Source organism: Roseobacter sp. EG26, assembly GCF_049830555.1.
Lineage (GTDB): Bacteria > Pseudomonadota > Alphaproteobacteria > Rhodobacterales > Rhodobacteraceae > Roseobacter.
In genome coordinates this window covers 43,298-58,062 of sequence record NZ_JBNBLH010000005.1, presented here as the reverse complement: position 1 = coordinate 58,062, position 14,765 = coordinate 43,298, and the positions used below count along the sequence as shown (strand labels likewise).

Annotated in this window: 10 protein-coding genes; 5 read left to right on the top strand and 5 right to left on the bottom strand. The window is 57.7% G+C overall.

The window, feature by feature from the left end; all coding sequences use genetic code 11:
- Positions 1 to 17: 17 nt before the first annotated feature.
- On the top strand, positions 18 to 527 hold the full coding sequence (locus tag ACOTTU_RS12535) for a FecR domain-containing protein (RefSeq protein ID WP_425658437.1): 510 nt from the start codon (positions 18 to 20) through the stop codon (positions 525 to 527).
- Positions 524 to 2,362, top strand: coding sequence for a CHASE2 domain-containing protein (locus tag ACOTTU_RS12530; protein WP_425658435.1), 1,839 nt, complete (start codon positions 524 to 526; stop codon positions 2,360 to 2,362). Before ACOTTU_RS12535 ends, ACOTTU_RS12530 begins: the two co-directional genes overlap by 4 nt.
- Here ACOTTU_RS12530 and ACOTTU_RS12525 read toward each other — a convergent pair.
- The 4 genes from ACOTTU_RS12525 to ACOTTU_RS12510 form a co-directional block, all read right to left on the bottom strand.
- Positions 2,352 to 3,131: an IclR family transcriptional regulator gene (locus ACOTTU_RS12525; RefSeq protein ID WP_425658433.1), complete on the bottom strand. Its 780-nt coding sequence runs from the start codon at positions 3,129 to 3,131 to the stop codon at positions 2,352 to 2,354. The two genes, ACOTTU_RS12530 and ACOTTU_RS12525, sit on opposite strands and share 11 nt — an antisense overlap.
- A gap of 9 nt (positions 3,132 to 3,140) precedes the next feature.
- Entirely contained in the window at positions 3,141 to 4,496 is a 1,356-nt protein-coding gene (locus ACOTTU_RS12520; RefSeq protein WP_298913873.1) for a TRAP transporter large permease, read from the bottom strand.
- Positions 4,496 to 5,167 carry a TRAP transporter small permease gene (locus ACOTTU_RS12515; RefSeq protein WP_298913876.1) on the bottom strand — a complete coding sequence of 224 codons (672 nt, stop codon included), beginning with the start codon at positions 5,165 to 5,167 and terminating at the stop codon, positions 4,496 to 4,498. The genes ACOTTU_RS12520 and ACOTTU_RS12515 overlap by 1 nt, the downstream gene beginning before the upstream one ends.
- 202 nt (positions 5,168 to 5,369) lie before the next feature.
- On the bottom strand, positions 5,370 to 6,602 hold the full coding sequence (locus tag ACOTTU_RS12510) for a TRAP transporter substrate-binding protein (RefSeq protein WP_298913879.1): 1,233 nt from the start codon (positions 6,600 to 6,602) through the stop codon (positions 5,370 to 5,372).
- Positions 6,603 to 6,709: 107 nt separating this feature from the next.
- Between ACOTTU_RS12510 and ACOTTU_RS12505 the strand changes: the two genes are divergently transcribed.
- The 3 genes from ACOTTU_RS12505 to ACOTTU_RS12495 all read left to right on the top strand — a co-directional run bounded on the left by ACOTTU_RS12505 (position 6,710) and on the right by ACOTTU_RS12495 (position 13,969).
- On the top strand, positions 6,710 to 8,305 hold the full coding sequence (locus tag ACOTTU_RS12505; protein ID WP_425658431.1) for a GMC family oxidoreductase: 1,596 nt from the start codon (positions 6,710 to 6,712) through the stop codon (positions 8,303 to 8,305).
- 187 nt (positions 8,306 to 8,492) lie between these two features.
- Positions 8,493 to 11,702 (top strand): 2Fe-2S iron-sulfur cluster-binding protein, encoded by a 3,210-nt coding sequence (locus tag ACOTTU_RS12500; RefSeq protein WP_425658430.1) that lies wholly within the window; start codon positions 8,493 to 8,495, stop codon positions 11,700 to 11,702.
- A 92-nt stretch (positions 11,703 to 11,794) separates the two neighbouring features.
- Positions 11,795 to 13,969 carry an esterase-like activity of phytase family protein gene (locus tag ACOTTU_RS12495; RefSeq protein WP_425658428.1) on the top strand — a complete coding sequence of 725 codons (2,175 nt, stop codon included), beginning with the start codon at positions 11,795 to 11,797 and terminating at the stop codon, positions 13,967 to 13,969.
- Between the two features lie 63 nt (positions 13,970 to 14,032).
- Here ACOTTU_RS12495 and ACOTTU_RS12490 read toward each other — a convergent pair whose 3' ends face one another.
- Positions 14,033 to 14,701 (bottom strand): DUF1045 domain-containing protein, encoded by a 669-nt coding sequence (locus ACOTTU_RS12490; protein ID WP_425658426.1) that lies wholly within the window; start codon positions 14,699 to 14,701, stop codon positions 14,033 to 14,035.
- Positions 14,702 to 14,765 lie beyond the last annotated feature (64 nt).

Genomic DNA, 14,765 nt, shown 5'->3' with positions numbered 1-14,765 from the left:
GTTTTGAAAGAGTACATATGATGATTTTTGCCAGATTTGTTGTTGCGCTGTTTCTGATTGGTATCGTTTTGCCACCAGGCTTTGCGATCGCTCAGGTGCCTCCGAACTGTGAGATCACCAAGGCAGACGATCCCGAGCGTGATATTCTGCGGTGTGCATTTGGCATCATCCTCGAGATCGAGGCTGTCGCCGAGATGGCGTTTACTGACGGTGACGAGGCTGAACTCGACCTGAAAAACGGCGCAGTTTTACTTGAGGTGACGCCCGGAGAGGCGCGCCCTCAAATCCGAACGCCACATGCGATCGCGGCGGTACGCGGCACAGTTTTCGTGGTCGATGTTTCGGAGACGTCGACGGCGGTGTTTGTCGTGCAGGGCGAAGTTTCCGTGTCACCGCTTGGGGCCGAAGCGCCAGTGGCCTTGGTGCGCGCAGGCGAGGGCATTGATGTATCTTCGCAAGGCGCGTCCGAGGTTGGGGTTTGGGGGGAGGAACGTGCCGCGGCATTGATGGCACGCTTCGGGAGATGAAAACCGTATCTGCGTCCCCACTCTGGACCGGCGTCATCGCGTTGGGCATGGCCGCTTTGTGGGTTTACTGGATTTCTCTTCCCCATATTTCCGGGACCAGCAGTCGATTGGATGGGTTGGAAGCGGTGCTTCTGGACTACCGGTTCGCCTTGACGGGCCCGGTCGACCCTGCCGGGGATGTTATCATTGTCGCAATCGACAACGCGACCATAGAAGGCACGCGCGATACGGCTGCCGAAGGCCGGTTGCTCCTGGCCAAAGTGATCGAGAGCGTAAGTGCCGCAGAACCCAAGGTTGTGGGGCTCGACGTGATCCTGGCCGATGCCGGTGCTCCGGAAACCCATAACAAGCTGGCGGCGGCACTGGCCAGTGTCCCCACGGTGATAGCCTCCGCAGGAAGTTTCTCGCAATCCAATGCACCTTGGGAAATTGTGACACCTGACACGGTGCTCAGGCCGCAATCAATTTTTGCCAGTGCTGCTATGACCGGATTGGTGAATGTCTCGACCGACGCCAGCGGGACGCCGCGCCATATGCCGGTTGTTTTCCTGACGGACCAAGGCATTGAGCCCTCTTTGCCGCTGCGTGTCGCTGCCTTGTTCGCTGGTGCAGAGCCGAGGGTCTCCGAGGATGCCGTGACCTTGGCGGGCATGGTCATTCCTCTGGATTTGGGTATGCAGATGCCGCTTCGGCTGGTTGGTCCGGAGGGAACCTTGCCGACCCTCTCTGCCCTGGATGTTCTGGCGGGAAATCACGACGCACAGCTGCGTGGCAAAGCCGTCGTCATCGGCTATACTGCAACGGCCTTCGGGGATCGGTTTCCCACCGCCTTCGGGGATGACACACCCGGGGTTGAGGTCATTGCCACGGCGGTCTCTCAATTGCTGGGTGGTGAGACCCTGCAGCGTGATATGACTACCCGATGGGCAGATGTGGGAGCCTCGATTGGGCTTGCCCTGATTTGCACGGTTCTGGTACTCAGCCTGCCTTTGTCTACGGGCATACCGCTGGCGCTTGGGGCGCTCGGGGCCTATATGGCGGTCGTTTGGTTTGCTTTTTCGAATGGCATCTGGCTCAGTGCCGCTGTGCCGCTGGCCAGCGCCGGCCTGCCTATGATCGCCGGATCGGCGCTGCGTTACTTCCGCGAGAAGCGCAAAGCCAGTCTCGGCGCGCGCGCCCTTGCCGCGCTCAAGCAGTTTCAGTCACCTGCTCTGGCCGAGATGATTTCAGAGAACCCGGCATTCCTGAAAGAGCCAACCCCGATGATCCTTTCCGTATTTTTCGTGGACCTCAGCGGGTTCACCCAATTGTCCGAAGCGCTTGGCCCGGCTAATACGCAAGATTTCCTGAAACGGTTCCATCAGGTGATTGCCAATCGGGTCGAAGAACACGATGGCATCGTTCTGAATTACATGGGCGATGGTGCATTGGCCGTTTTCGGGATGACGGATGCCGTCAAACCCAGCGCGGATAATGCATTACAGGCTGGTTTTGAGCTGGTTGATGATGTGCGGGGTCTGGGTCGGGCGGTCGTTGGGACGCCCGTACTCGGGTGCCGCGTCGGCATTCATCGTGGTGAGGTGGTGCTCTCGCGGCTGGGGGGTGAGCGGCATCAACAGGTCTCGGTTGCCGGTGATACTGTCAATCTGGCCAGCCGTTTGATGGAAGTAGCCAAATCGGAAAGCGCGGTCATTGCAGCTACCGAGGAATTGATGCAAGGGCTCGGTACCCCTGCTTCGCAGCCTTCGAGCGATGTGAAACCGGTTAAGGTACGTGGACGGCAGGAGGAGGCACAGGTCCACCTCTGGCACAATGTTCAGAACCTCAGCTGTTGATCAGCGCGGTAAGCTCCTGCGCTGCGGTCTTTAACGCATCAATGTTCTTGGCCAAACCGGCCAAATCCTGACGCTGCAACGGCGCATGGACCGATAATGTCGACACAAGGCGTTTGCGGTCGTCCAGGATGGGGACGGCAATCGCAGCCATACCCTCCATGAACTCTTGATTATCGGTCGAGTATCCGCGCTTGCGCGTTGCCTCGATTTCCTCTTTGAGCTTGGCCTTGCTGGTGATCGTTCCGGGTGCACGTCTTTCCAGCCGCGCATTGGAGAGAAACCGGTCCAGATAAGCGGGTCTCAGGGAGGATAGGAACATCTTGCCGCTGGCGGTGCAGTAAAACGGTACCTGCGTTCCAACAGGCAGTTGAATACGCAAGGGCCAATGTGTCTCTACGCGGTCAAGATAGGTCATCCCATCCCGGTCGGGGACCGCGATATTGCAGGTTTCACCGATCTTCTCAGCGACACTGCGCAGAATTGCCAGACGCACGGTTCTGAGGCGCTGCGAAGAGACCGTATTGATGGAAAGTTGCCGCAGCCTGGGGCCGGGGCCATAGGACTTGCCATCAATATCTCGCTGTAGGAAACCGGATGCTTCGGCCGTGTGAAACAGCCGATGCAGGGTTGGTTTGGGCAATTGCAGACTTTCCTTCAGAGCCGACGGTGTGACAGGGACACCCGCCTTTGCAACTTCTTCCAACAGGACCAGCAACCGTAGGTTGGTTGGTATCTGGCCCTGTCCTTCATTTGCAAAATCGTCCGGCATTTGTCTTCTTTAGTTTGGTAGCAAAAAGAGTGCCAGTTGAGGTGTCAGGGCGACCAGTATCCAAACCGCCAGGAGCGAGAACAGATACATTGTCGAATATCTCAGCAGGCGGAAATAGGGAACGCCTGTGACACCCGACGCCACGTAAAGGTTCAAGCCATATGGTGGCGTGATGAAGCCGATGGATGCGCCAACCAGGAAAATGACCGCGAAGTGGATCGGATCCACACCAACGGAGGCTGCAATAGGCGCAAGGATCGGGGCCATGATGATCGTCACAGGAAGGCTTTCCAGGATCATTCCGGCGACAAAGACCATCGCCATCGCCGTAAAGAGCACCGGATAATATCCACCCATGCTGGTCACGAACCCACCAATGGTCTCCTGTGCGCCCAGGAGCGACAGGATTTGTTGCATCACCACCGAGACCGCGATCAGTGGGGCGAGAATGCCGGTGATCTGTGCGGAGCGTACGACAATTGAGGGGATTTCCGGCAGGGTGAACCCTTCGACAACAACCATTGAGCCGAAGGTTCTTTCATCCACGGGAATGCTGGAATCGTTGCCCATCAGCTTGTTCAGCGGGTAGCTGACCAAACCAACGATGATCCCGAACCCAACGGTGACCCCCGCCGCTTCGGTGGGGGAGAACTTGCCGGTGTAAATGCCCCAAAGCACCAGACCGATGGCAAAGAAACCCAACCAAGCGCCAAGCGCCGTTTTGGTCATGCGGGTGATGCTGAGGTTTGTCAGAATGCCCCACTTGTTGATCGTGCAGACCACAAAGCAGACCGACATCATGGCGAGGACCATCAGAATACCCGGAATGATACCTGCCAGGAACAGCTGTCCCACTTCGAGATTCATCAGGAAGCCGTAGACGATGAAGATGATCGACGGCGGAATGATGATCCCGACTGTACCACCAGCAGCAGCCGTGGCCGCGGAGAAGCGTTCGTCGTAGCCGCCCTTGACCATCTCGGGGTGTAGCATCGAGCCGATGGTTGCGGTAGTCGCCGAGTTCGATCCTGAGATCGCAGCGAAAAGGCCGCAGGCCCCGATGGAAGCCATCGCGAGGCCGCCGCGCAACCAGCCGAGACAGGCGTAAGCATAATCCGACAGGCGTTTGGCGATCCCTGATTTGTTGATCAGGTCCCCGGTCAGGATGAAAAGCGGCATCGCCAGTAGCGCAAACCCGTCCTTGAAGACGTTCAACATCTCCGATCCGGTGTTGTCGAGCGTCAGGTCGAGTACGAAGCTACAGCCAACCACCCAATAGAAAATGATGAGCAAAACTGGCGTGCCAAGCATGAAGAGAAAGGTCACCCCGAGCGAGATGATTGTGATCCATGATCCGTCAGACATCAGACATCTCCCCCGATAACGGCTTGTTCAATCAACGGCTCGCCGTTGCGGTATTTCTCAAGATCTTCGAAAAGGTTCTCTAGCACTCGCCCGGCCATCATCACGAAACAAATCGGCATGGTGACGATGAACCACCAGCGCATGACGTTGTCGGTGCCCAACACGATGGCGAAATTGTCATAGGTGTTGACGGTCACCCGCGCGGTTGTGGTGACAACGATGATGCAGAAGATGAACCACAGCAAGTTGTCGAGCAGCAGGCAGGTCAATTGCCCTTTGGGTCCCATCTTGGTGCGGAACTCGTTGAAGCTGAGGTGCGTGCGCAGTTTGACATTATAGGAACATCCGTACCACGCCATGATCATGAACAGGAGCGGGGGGATCGTCGTCGACCAGGGCACCTGCGCCGAAAAAACGAAACGCTGGATTACGCCGACAAAGATGATCAGGGCGATGATGATGTAGGTGTAGACGATGATCGTGCGTTCCAGATGCCGGTCAAGCCACGGAATCTTCTTGTACAACCAAAGCACCAGAAAGCCGCCGATCACGGTCAGTGGTCCAAACACGAACCAAGCCCCCGGGGACCGGTAGGCCTGGACCACTTTGAAATTAATATCGCCACTCAGCGTCGCCGTGACGATGGTGCCCATATCCGCCAAGATTGACATCTGGCGCCCTCCCTATGTTGTTCTCATGCAATGCTGCCCGAAAAGCACCATTGGATCAAAGCACTATAACCATCGGCCCGAACATTTTTTGGACTTTTTCAAACGGATGAACCGTTCAAGGGCCATTTGCGAGATACTGAAAAGTACTGGAAAGCCGGCCCGCCTGTTGACGGACCGGCTTCTTATTTGGGTTAGGCCGGAATTAGGCTTTCCACCAGCGGCGTGGTTCGACGTTTTCTGGCAGTGTATCTTCGTCGATCTCGCGCGCGATGTTGTAGATCTCCTGGTACGTGTCGAGACCACCCGACCATCCGTTGAGACGCTCGCGCCAGTCTTCCCACAATTGTGGCTGGAACTCTGGCGAGCACATTTCTTCGGCCTTGCGACGCTCTTCTTTCGACAGGAAGGCGTTACGCACGTTGTTTTGAGCGAAGATTGTGTTTGGCAGAATCGGGTCGGAGAGACCAACCGTTTTGACCAGAGCCGCCTCGTTTGCAGCCTGTACATGGACCTGGCTCCAGTAGGAACTTTCCATCACGGCGTCCTGCAATTCGCCGCCAAGGCTGTCGAAGACACCTGCGTTCATCGCCGTGTGCTCTGTGCCGCAGAAGAAGTCGAGGTGTACGGACTGGGACACAACCGGCGACATGTTGGCGTAGGCCACGGCGGATGCCCATGTTTCCGCACCATCAATCAGACCCTGCTTGAGACCGTCGAGGGTTTCTTCCCAGGCGACGGGTACCGGGTTCAGGTTCAGCGCTGTCATGGCGATTCGGCCCAACTGGGTGCCCGTGACGCGGTTTTTCGTGCCAAAGAGCTCTTCGATGCTGGTCACCGTTGGCTTGTCTTCCCAGGACAGGCCCAACTGGATGCCGCGAAGCTCCGCGTGGGAGAACAGGAATTTCAGACCGTGGCGGCGCTCATAGGGTTCGCGCAGCAGTTCCTGAGATTTGGGGTGATAGAGGAAGTGATACTGGTCGGCCCGGCTGCGGAACATGAAGGCGTAGTCCAGAACGTTCAGATAAGGGGCGCCCCCGGCGGAGTTCTGAGTGGAGGCCGCATAGATATCAACGATTCCCTGTTGGGCTTTTTCGACGCAGGAAACCTGACCACAAATCTGATTATCGCCGATAAACTCGACGCGAATCTCTCCGTCGGTGCGACTTTCAAGGTCACGAGCGAATTCCAGCGCACCGGCGCGTTCGATCAAAAGGTTGCGTGCATTGAAGCCCGCGGCGCCAAATTTCAACGTAAATTTAGGCTCTTTTGCGAAACGTTTTTCGTAGGTCGATTCGGCCGCATTAGCCAAGTTTGCAAGGCTCATCGCCCCACCAAAGCCACCCGCAGCGAGCAAAGTGGAGCTCATGCCGTAGCGCCCCGCGACCCGGAACAGATCCCGGCGCGAAATGTGGTTTAGTTTGTCGTAAATTCCCATGACTTCCTCCCTGAATGTCATTTATTGAGACTATTAGTCCCAAAAAACACTAGTATAGTATTCTCTTTTTGCATAGAGTTTTTTTCACACTGGTTTGGGAGGTCGATATGGAAGCTGATTTTGTTGTCGTCGGAGCAGGGTCCGCAGGATGTGTGTTGGCCAATCGGTTGAGCGCCGACCCCAAGAACAAGGTGATTTTGCTGGAGGCAGGTGGGCGGGATTTGAACCCCTGGATTCACATTCCGGTCGGATACTTTAAAACCATTCACAACCCGTCCGTGGACTGGTGCTACAAGACCGAGCCTGATCCCGGGCTGAATGGCCGGTCGATCGAATGGCCCCGAGGGAAGGTGCTTGGGGGGTCTTCTTCACTGAACGGTCTGCTTTATGTACGTGGGCAACCGCAGGATTATGACCGCTGGCGTCAGATGGGAAATACCGGGTGGGGCTGGGATGATGTGCTGCCCCTGTTCAAACGTGCCGAGAGCAACGAACGCGGCGCAGACGCGTATCATGGCGATCAGGGCCCGCTGTCGGTTTCCAACATGCGCATTCAGCGCCCTATTACAGATGCATGGGTCGCCGCGGCCCAGGCGGCAGGGTACAAATTTAATCCCGACTACAACGGCGCTGATCAGGAGGGTGTAGGGTTTTTCCAACTTACGGCCCGCAACGGCCGTCGGTGTAGCTCCGCCGTCGCCTATCTGAACCCGGTCAAAAAACGGCCGAACCTGCAGATTGTCACACATGCGCAGGTGGACAAGGTCGAGATTGAAGATGGTCGTGCCACGGGGGTCAGCTACAAGGACCGATCAGGACGGGTCCAGACCATCAAGGCAAATCGCGACATTATCCTCTGCGGAGGGGCCATAAATTCTCCACAGCTCTTGATGCTGTCAGGTATTGGCGAAGCTGAGCAACTTTCCGAACACGGCATTGAGGTCAAAAAAGAACTCAAAGGGGTCGGCAAGAACATGCAAGACCATTTGCAGGCGCGCTTGGTATACAAATGTAACGAGCCGACCTTGAACGATGAGGTCAGCAGTTTGTTTGGTCAGGCAAAAATCGGTCTGAAGTACGCGCTTTTCCGGGCGGGTCCCATGACCATGGCGGCAAGTCTCGCAACCGGTTTTCTCAAAACCCGCGAAGATATGGAAACGCCGGACATCCAGTTCCATGTCCAACCCTTGTCAGCCGAGAACCCGGGCAAGGGGGCCGACAAGTTCTCGGCGTTCACGATGTCGGTTTGCCAGTTGCGGCCCGAGAGCAAGGGCGAAATTCGTCTGAGTTCTGCTCAGCCGCGCGCCTATCCGAAAATTGTTCCGAATTACCTGTCCACTGAAACCGATTGTCGGACGATTGTGGCAGGCGTGAACATCGCGCGCAAAATCGCGCGCCATGCGCCCCTGACCTCCAAGATCTCGGAGGAATTCAGGCCGCACTCAACTCTGGACATTGACGACTATGATGCAACGCTCGATTGGGCGCGGAACAATACGGCCTCGATCTATCACCCGACAGGGACCTGCAAGATGGGATCAGGCGAGGACGCGGTGGTTGACGCTGAGTTGAAAGTCCATGGCATCAAAGGCCTGCGTGTCGCAGATTGTTCGATCATGCCCGAGATCGTTTCAGGAAATACAAATGCGCCTGCGATCATGATTGGGGAAAAGGCCTCTGATCTGATACTTGGAACAACCTGAGGCTGCGGGGGGCTTCGCAGCCCCCCGCGCAAGTCGTTCACAATTCGGAGAAATCGGCACATTGCGCCTGTTGACGGGGCGCAATGCATTGTCATCGGGTGCTGATTAAACGTACCTTGCTTAAAATTTGTGCGGTGATCTGCACAGTGATTTGCACAGGCCAAAAAGACCTTCGAGGAGGCGCAAAATGAGCTTCCGGTTTTTCTCCACCCGGAATAGGGCGCCACATCTGGGGCCCTACCCGTTGGAGCGTCTTGTGCGTGGCGAGATGCCGGATTTGGCGTCACTCCCGCCATTTCAACCTCCGGATTTCCAACGACCGCATACCCCTGCCTCGATCGTGAATGCGATGGCGGATTATCAGGCGACAATGGACGCCATCCGTGACGGGCTGGTCAACAAAACGCGGTCCCAATGTCCGGATGACTTGCACGAAAGGGCCAATCATCTGAAGTCGTTCGGGTACTTCAGTGATGCCTCGATGGTGGGGGTTGGCCCGCTGGTTGCGTCTGCAATTCTGAACCAGCCCATTCGAAACCCTGACATTGACAGGCTGGCAGAGGATTTGCGCACCAAGCAAACCAAAACCCTCGCGTCGGGCATAGATGTGATCATGGCGGATCTGCGCGATTCCATGACCGCGCCACCGACCACGATTGTCGATCACGCCCATTGCGTGGTTTTCCTGTATGAAATGCCGCGTGACCCGCGTGACGGGGAGGCTGGGACAGACTGGCTGGAGGACGCGCAGGCCCATCGCGCCTGTCTGCGCGCCACAGAAACAGCGGTCGTTCTGGCCAACTACATCCGACTGTTGGGTTGGGATGCCAAGGCCCATACCGGCACCAGCACGGATGTTGACCTCGACCGGTTGACGGTGGCCGCCGGTCTCGCCTCGATCGAAGAGGGGACCCTTGTGAACCCCTATCTCGGAACCCGATTTGGCGTGGCCGTTTTGACAACGACCATGCCGCTTGCCCATGACGCCCCGCTGGCACCGATGCGCGCTCAGACTTGGTTGCGCACCAACGCCCCGGCCTGGTGGCTGGGCAAAGGCAGTCAGAAATCGGCTTTCAACAAGGACCCGTTCGCCAGCCGGGATTTTGCCCTTGGGCCACATCCATTTGAGACGCTCACACGCGTCGATCAGCCCACAACCTATATTGATGAGCCCAATGTGGCGCGTGTGCCCAAACGCACCGACATGTTCGCACGGGCGCAGTTTGGCGATATGGGCAAGGCCAATCAGGAAGGATCAGCAGGGGGGCACTATGCCCGCAAAGCAGCGCCATCCATGGCACAGCGCCGCATGTTGGGAGCGTTTGTCCTGTTGCAGGATGGCCCGCGCAATGAAGGACCCCGCCCCGATGATGCAGAGTGCAATGCCGCGAATGTCAAAGCGGCCTGTTATTTCCTGGGCGTGGACGCTGTTGGGCTGAGCCGGTGTCCGGACTGGACCTGGTACAGCCACGACGCCACCGGCGCGCCACTCAAACCGCCACATGATCAGGCGATCAGCATGATCATTGATCAGGGGTTTGACACCATGGAAGGGGCCTCTGGCGACGACTGGATTTCCGTGGCCCAGTCCATGCGGGCTTATCTTCGGTTTTCTCTGCTGGGCGGCGTGATCGCTCGGCAAATCCGAAATCTCGGCTACAAGGCCAAGGCGCATACGGTTCTGGATGGCGAAGTATTGCAGCCGCCGCTGTTGTTGTTGTCCGGGTTAGGGGAGGTCAGCCGCATTGGCGAGGTTATTCTGAACCCCTTTCTGGGGCCGCGGCTGAAGTCGGGCGTTGTGACCACGGATATGCCCCTGGCGCATGACAAGCCGATTGACTTCGGCCTGCAGAAGTTCTGCGAAAGCTGCAACAAATGCGCGCGCGAATGCCCCTCGGGGGCAATTACCGCAGGCCCCAAGCTGATGTTCAACGGCTACGAAATCTGGAAGTCGGATAGCCAGAAATGTGCGACATACCGGATCACCACACCGGGCGGGGCCATGTGTGGCCGCTGCATGAAAACATGTCCCTGGAACCTCGAAGGGCTCTTTGCAGAACGCCCCTTCAGGTGGGCGGCGATGAATGTACCGAAGTTGGCACCGGCGCTCGCAAAACTGGACGATGCGGTGGGCAATGGCCGGTTGAATACGGTCAAGAAGTGGTGGTGGGACATCGAATTGGCCGAAGACGGCGGATACCATCCGACCTGCAAACCGGTGAATGCGCGCGATCTGCAAAAGGATCTGGCGCTGAAATACGAGGACCAGACGCTGGCGGTCTATCCGGCCAGTCTCGCCCCGCACCCCTGGCCCTACCCGTTCCCGATGGATCGCGAGGCGGGGATCGAAGCCTATCAGGCGATGATCACGGCGGAGGAATACAAATCCCGCAAGGCGGCGGGTGAGACAGGCGCGTGGGATCACCGCTATCTCAATGGCCGTGACAGCCCGGTGGTTCGGGTTGAGATCGCGCAATCAGAGAAGCTGACAAACGAGGTCAGCCGCTACGTCTTTCGTGCATTGGACGGCGGGGAATTGCCGGAATGGGCCGCGGGCGCCCATCTCGACATCGTCGTGACTCCGGACAAGCTGCGGCAATATTCGATGTGTGGTGACCCAGGCGACCGCTCACGCTATGAAATTGCAGTCTTGCGGGAAGCGGACGGGCGCGGCGGGTCGGAACTGCTGCACCGTATTTTCAACGAGGGTCGCAAGGTTTTTGTGTCCCGTCCGATCAATCACTTCCCGGTCGAAAAATCGGCTTCGCACAGCTTTCTGATGGGCGGCGGGATTGGGATCACGCCGATGATCGCCATGGCGCATGAGCTGCATCACTTGGGCAAGCCCTTCGATCTGCATTATTCTGTGCCCACCCGGCAGGCAGGGGCGTTCATCCATGATCTGGCTGAAATGCCCTGGGCGGATCGGGTCCACATCCATATTTCAGATGAAGACACGCGCGCTGATCTGGATAAGGTACTGGCAGGATACCAGCCGGGCTGGCATGTTTATACCTGTGGACCTGAAAGCTACATGAACGCGGTTGTCGCGGCAGCCGAGCGTGGGGGTTTCCCGGAAGAGGCGCGGCGTTTGGAGTATTTCTCGGTCCCTGAACTGCCGGAATATGAAAACCACCCCTTCACATTGGCCTTGAAAGACGGTCGAAAAATCGCCGTCCCGGCGGACCGTTCGGCGGCGGATGTACTGGTCGAGCATGGCGTGAAGGTGGATATCAAATGCTCGGATGGCATTTGCGGTGTGTGCAAATGTGGGGTGATTGCCGGCGAGGTCGAGCATCGCGATTTTGTTCTGTCCAAGGCGCAGCGCGAGAACAACATCATCCTGTGCCAATCCCGGGCGGCGGACGAAAACGGCGAAATCGCAATCGATCTTTAAAACCTGCTTTCACAAAACTGATACCGGAATGTCATGCCCATGTGTCCTGAATCTGCGCCTTTGCGCGCATGTCGAGACATATGGAGAAATCAATGACCAAGACCCTGCTGCTGACCAGCACCTTGCTTGCCGGAATTGCCTTGTCGCCTGCCCATGCGGAGATGAACTTCAACCGCATCGCCTCTTTTCCCGTGACCGCCAATTTTGAGGGCGACGTCCCCGAAGAGACATCCGCGGAGATCATTGATGTCTCCGGTGACGGGCTGACGCTGATATATACCGATAGCCCCGCAGGGGTGATTGGCGCCATTGATATCACGAATGCTCATGCGCCTTTGCCCAAGGGAACCTTGCCAATGCAGGGCGAGCCGACAGCCGTTTCCGTGATCGGCAACATAGCCTTCGTCGCCGTGAACACATCCGAAAGCTACACTGCGCCCTCTGGTATGATCAAAGCCGTTGATCTTGTGGACATGCAGGTCGTGCAATCCTGCCAATTGGGGGGGCAGCCCGATAGCACAGCGCGGGCAAAGGATGGATCCTTCCTCGCTATTGCCATCGAAAACGAACGCGACGAAGATTTAGGAGAAGGGCGGGTGCCGCAAATGCCTGCGGGTGATCTGGTCCTTGTGGATGTCGCTGACGGCAGAATGGATTGCGGCTCCATGCGCCGGTCCGGTCTGGCTGGATTGGCCGATATCGCAGGCGAAGATCCCGAGCCGGAATTTGTCGACATCAACGGCCTCGGCGAGGTCGTCGTGACGCTTCAGGAAAACAACCACATCGCCATTGTCGCCAGGGACGGGTCGGTCTTGTCGCATTTCTCCGCCGGGGCGGTTGATCTGGAAGGGATTGATGCCACCGATGAACGGGCGGCATTGATCTTTGATGAACGCCAGCCGGGCCGTCTCCGTGAACCCGATGGTGTGCAGTGGATCGACGATGACCACTTCGCCATCGCCAATGAGGGCGACATGGACGGCGGTGCGCGTGGGATGACCATTTTTCGCAAGGACGGCACGTTGATCTGGGAAAGCGGTGCCACGCTGGAACAGGCGATTGTGCAGATCGGGCATTATCCCGACAAGCGCTCCGACAGCAAAGGTGTTGAACCGGAAGGCATGGAGTTCGCCATCTATGACGGCACGCCCTTCGTATTTGTCATGGCGGAACGCGCCTCAATCGTTGCCGTATACGATGTCACTGACCCGACGGCACCGGTTCTGCATCAGCTGCTGCCGTCTGGCATCTCCCCCGAGGGCGCCGTGGCCATCCCCGAAAGAGGGTTGTTGGTCACCGCCAATGAATTTGATGGGCGCCAGGACGGGGCCGCGCCCGCACATGTCATGCTCTATGAATACACGGACAGGGCGGCGAGCTATCCGCACCTTACATCGGAGGGAATGGAAACGCTGACCGGGTGGGGCGCGATCTCTGGTCTGGTGTCGGATCAGAACGGCATGATCTACGCGGTTTCTGACAGTTTCTATGGCCACCAGCCCCGGATTTTCAAGATCGATCCCAGAACCTCGCCCGCCCGCATTGTCGAGGCGATTGATGTAACGCGTAATGGCTTGCCAGCGCAAAAGCTGGACATGGAAGGGATCGCGCTGGACGGCAAAGGCGGCTTCTGGATTGCGTCCGAAGGGCGCACGGATCGTCTGCGGCCCCATGCCATTCTGAACGTAAGCGCGAACGGCGAAATCATCGCGGAAATCGGTTTGCCCCCTTACCTCATGGCCTTTGAACGGCGTTTTGGCTTTGAGGGTATTGCGAAGGTGGGGGAGATGCTCTGGATGCCGGTTCAGCGGCAATGGGCGGATGACCCCAAAGATCACGTGAAACTTGTCGCCTACAATCTTGAGACCGAAGAGTGGGGCGCTGTGCTCTATTCAAAAGCGGCCGCAGAAGAAGGCTGGGTTGGACTGAGCGAGTTGAGCCTCTATGGGGACAGCGTCTACATCATTGAGCGCGACAATCAGCACGCAAGCGACGCCGTGACCAAGAAAATCTATGCGGTGCCGCTTGATGATTTGACACCCGTAGCGCTCGGATCGGATTTGCCGGTGGTTTCCAAAACGTTGGTGCGCGACATGATCCCGGACCTCAAAGCGACGGGCGGATATGTTCTCGACAAGATCGAGGGTCTGGCCATCACCCCGGAGGGCCAGGCATGGATTGCAACCGATAACGACGGGGTTGATGATCATTCCGGCGAGACCATGTTCTTTGACATCGGGAACATCTCGCGCAAGGCGTTGAACTGACAACATCAAAATCCCTGCTTCGCCGTTTTCTGGCGGAGCAGGCTCCTTGAGCGGGGCAAGCTTTTATAGGCCGGCGCGCAGTTTAAAGCGCCTGATTTCGCGGAACCGGCTATCCGCGCCTTCCCCCACCAGCGTCAGGCTGTCGATGACAAAGGGGCGCGGCGGGAGATCGCCAAAATGTGTATTGGCCCGCGCCAGAACAGCATCACGCTGTGCTTGCGGGAGCGGGCCGGTCAGGGTCATGTGAAACTTGAAAGCCTCCATCACGTAAGGATAGCCCCAGTCTTTGAGGTTTTGTTCCTGCAAGGCCGTCAGGTTGGATTGCCGCCGGCGGGCAAGCTCTGCCTCATCTGGGGGCGCGCGGTAGCCATCCAAGTCGCGCACAACCTGACCTGCCATCTGCGCCAGTTCCCGGACGTCTCCCACAGCCGTCAGCGCGAGGAACGGGCCAATCCTGCTCAGCGTCAATCCTTCCAGTACCACCGGTTCAAGAGCATCACAGAGCCTTTCCAGATCGCTCTCAAGCGCCTGTGCGGTCTTGCTGGGCGCCAGATGAAACGGTGGCTTGATGGTGCCGTGAAACCCGTAGCGGCGCGGGCGTTTGGTGACATCATCATCGGGGGCACCCACGCGGCACCCGTTCGCCACGTCCCACCCGAGCCATGTCGCGCCCGCTTCAGCGAAGGGGCCCGGAGCGGGTGTGAAATAAATGCCGTATCTGGAGAAGGTCATGGGCTGCTTTTCGTCGTTGCCAGTCGCTTGGATCAGTGAAAGATAACACTGTCATGACAGGAAG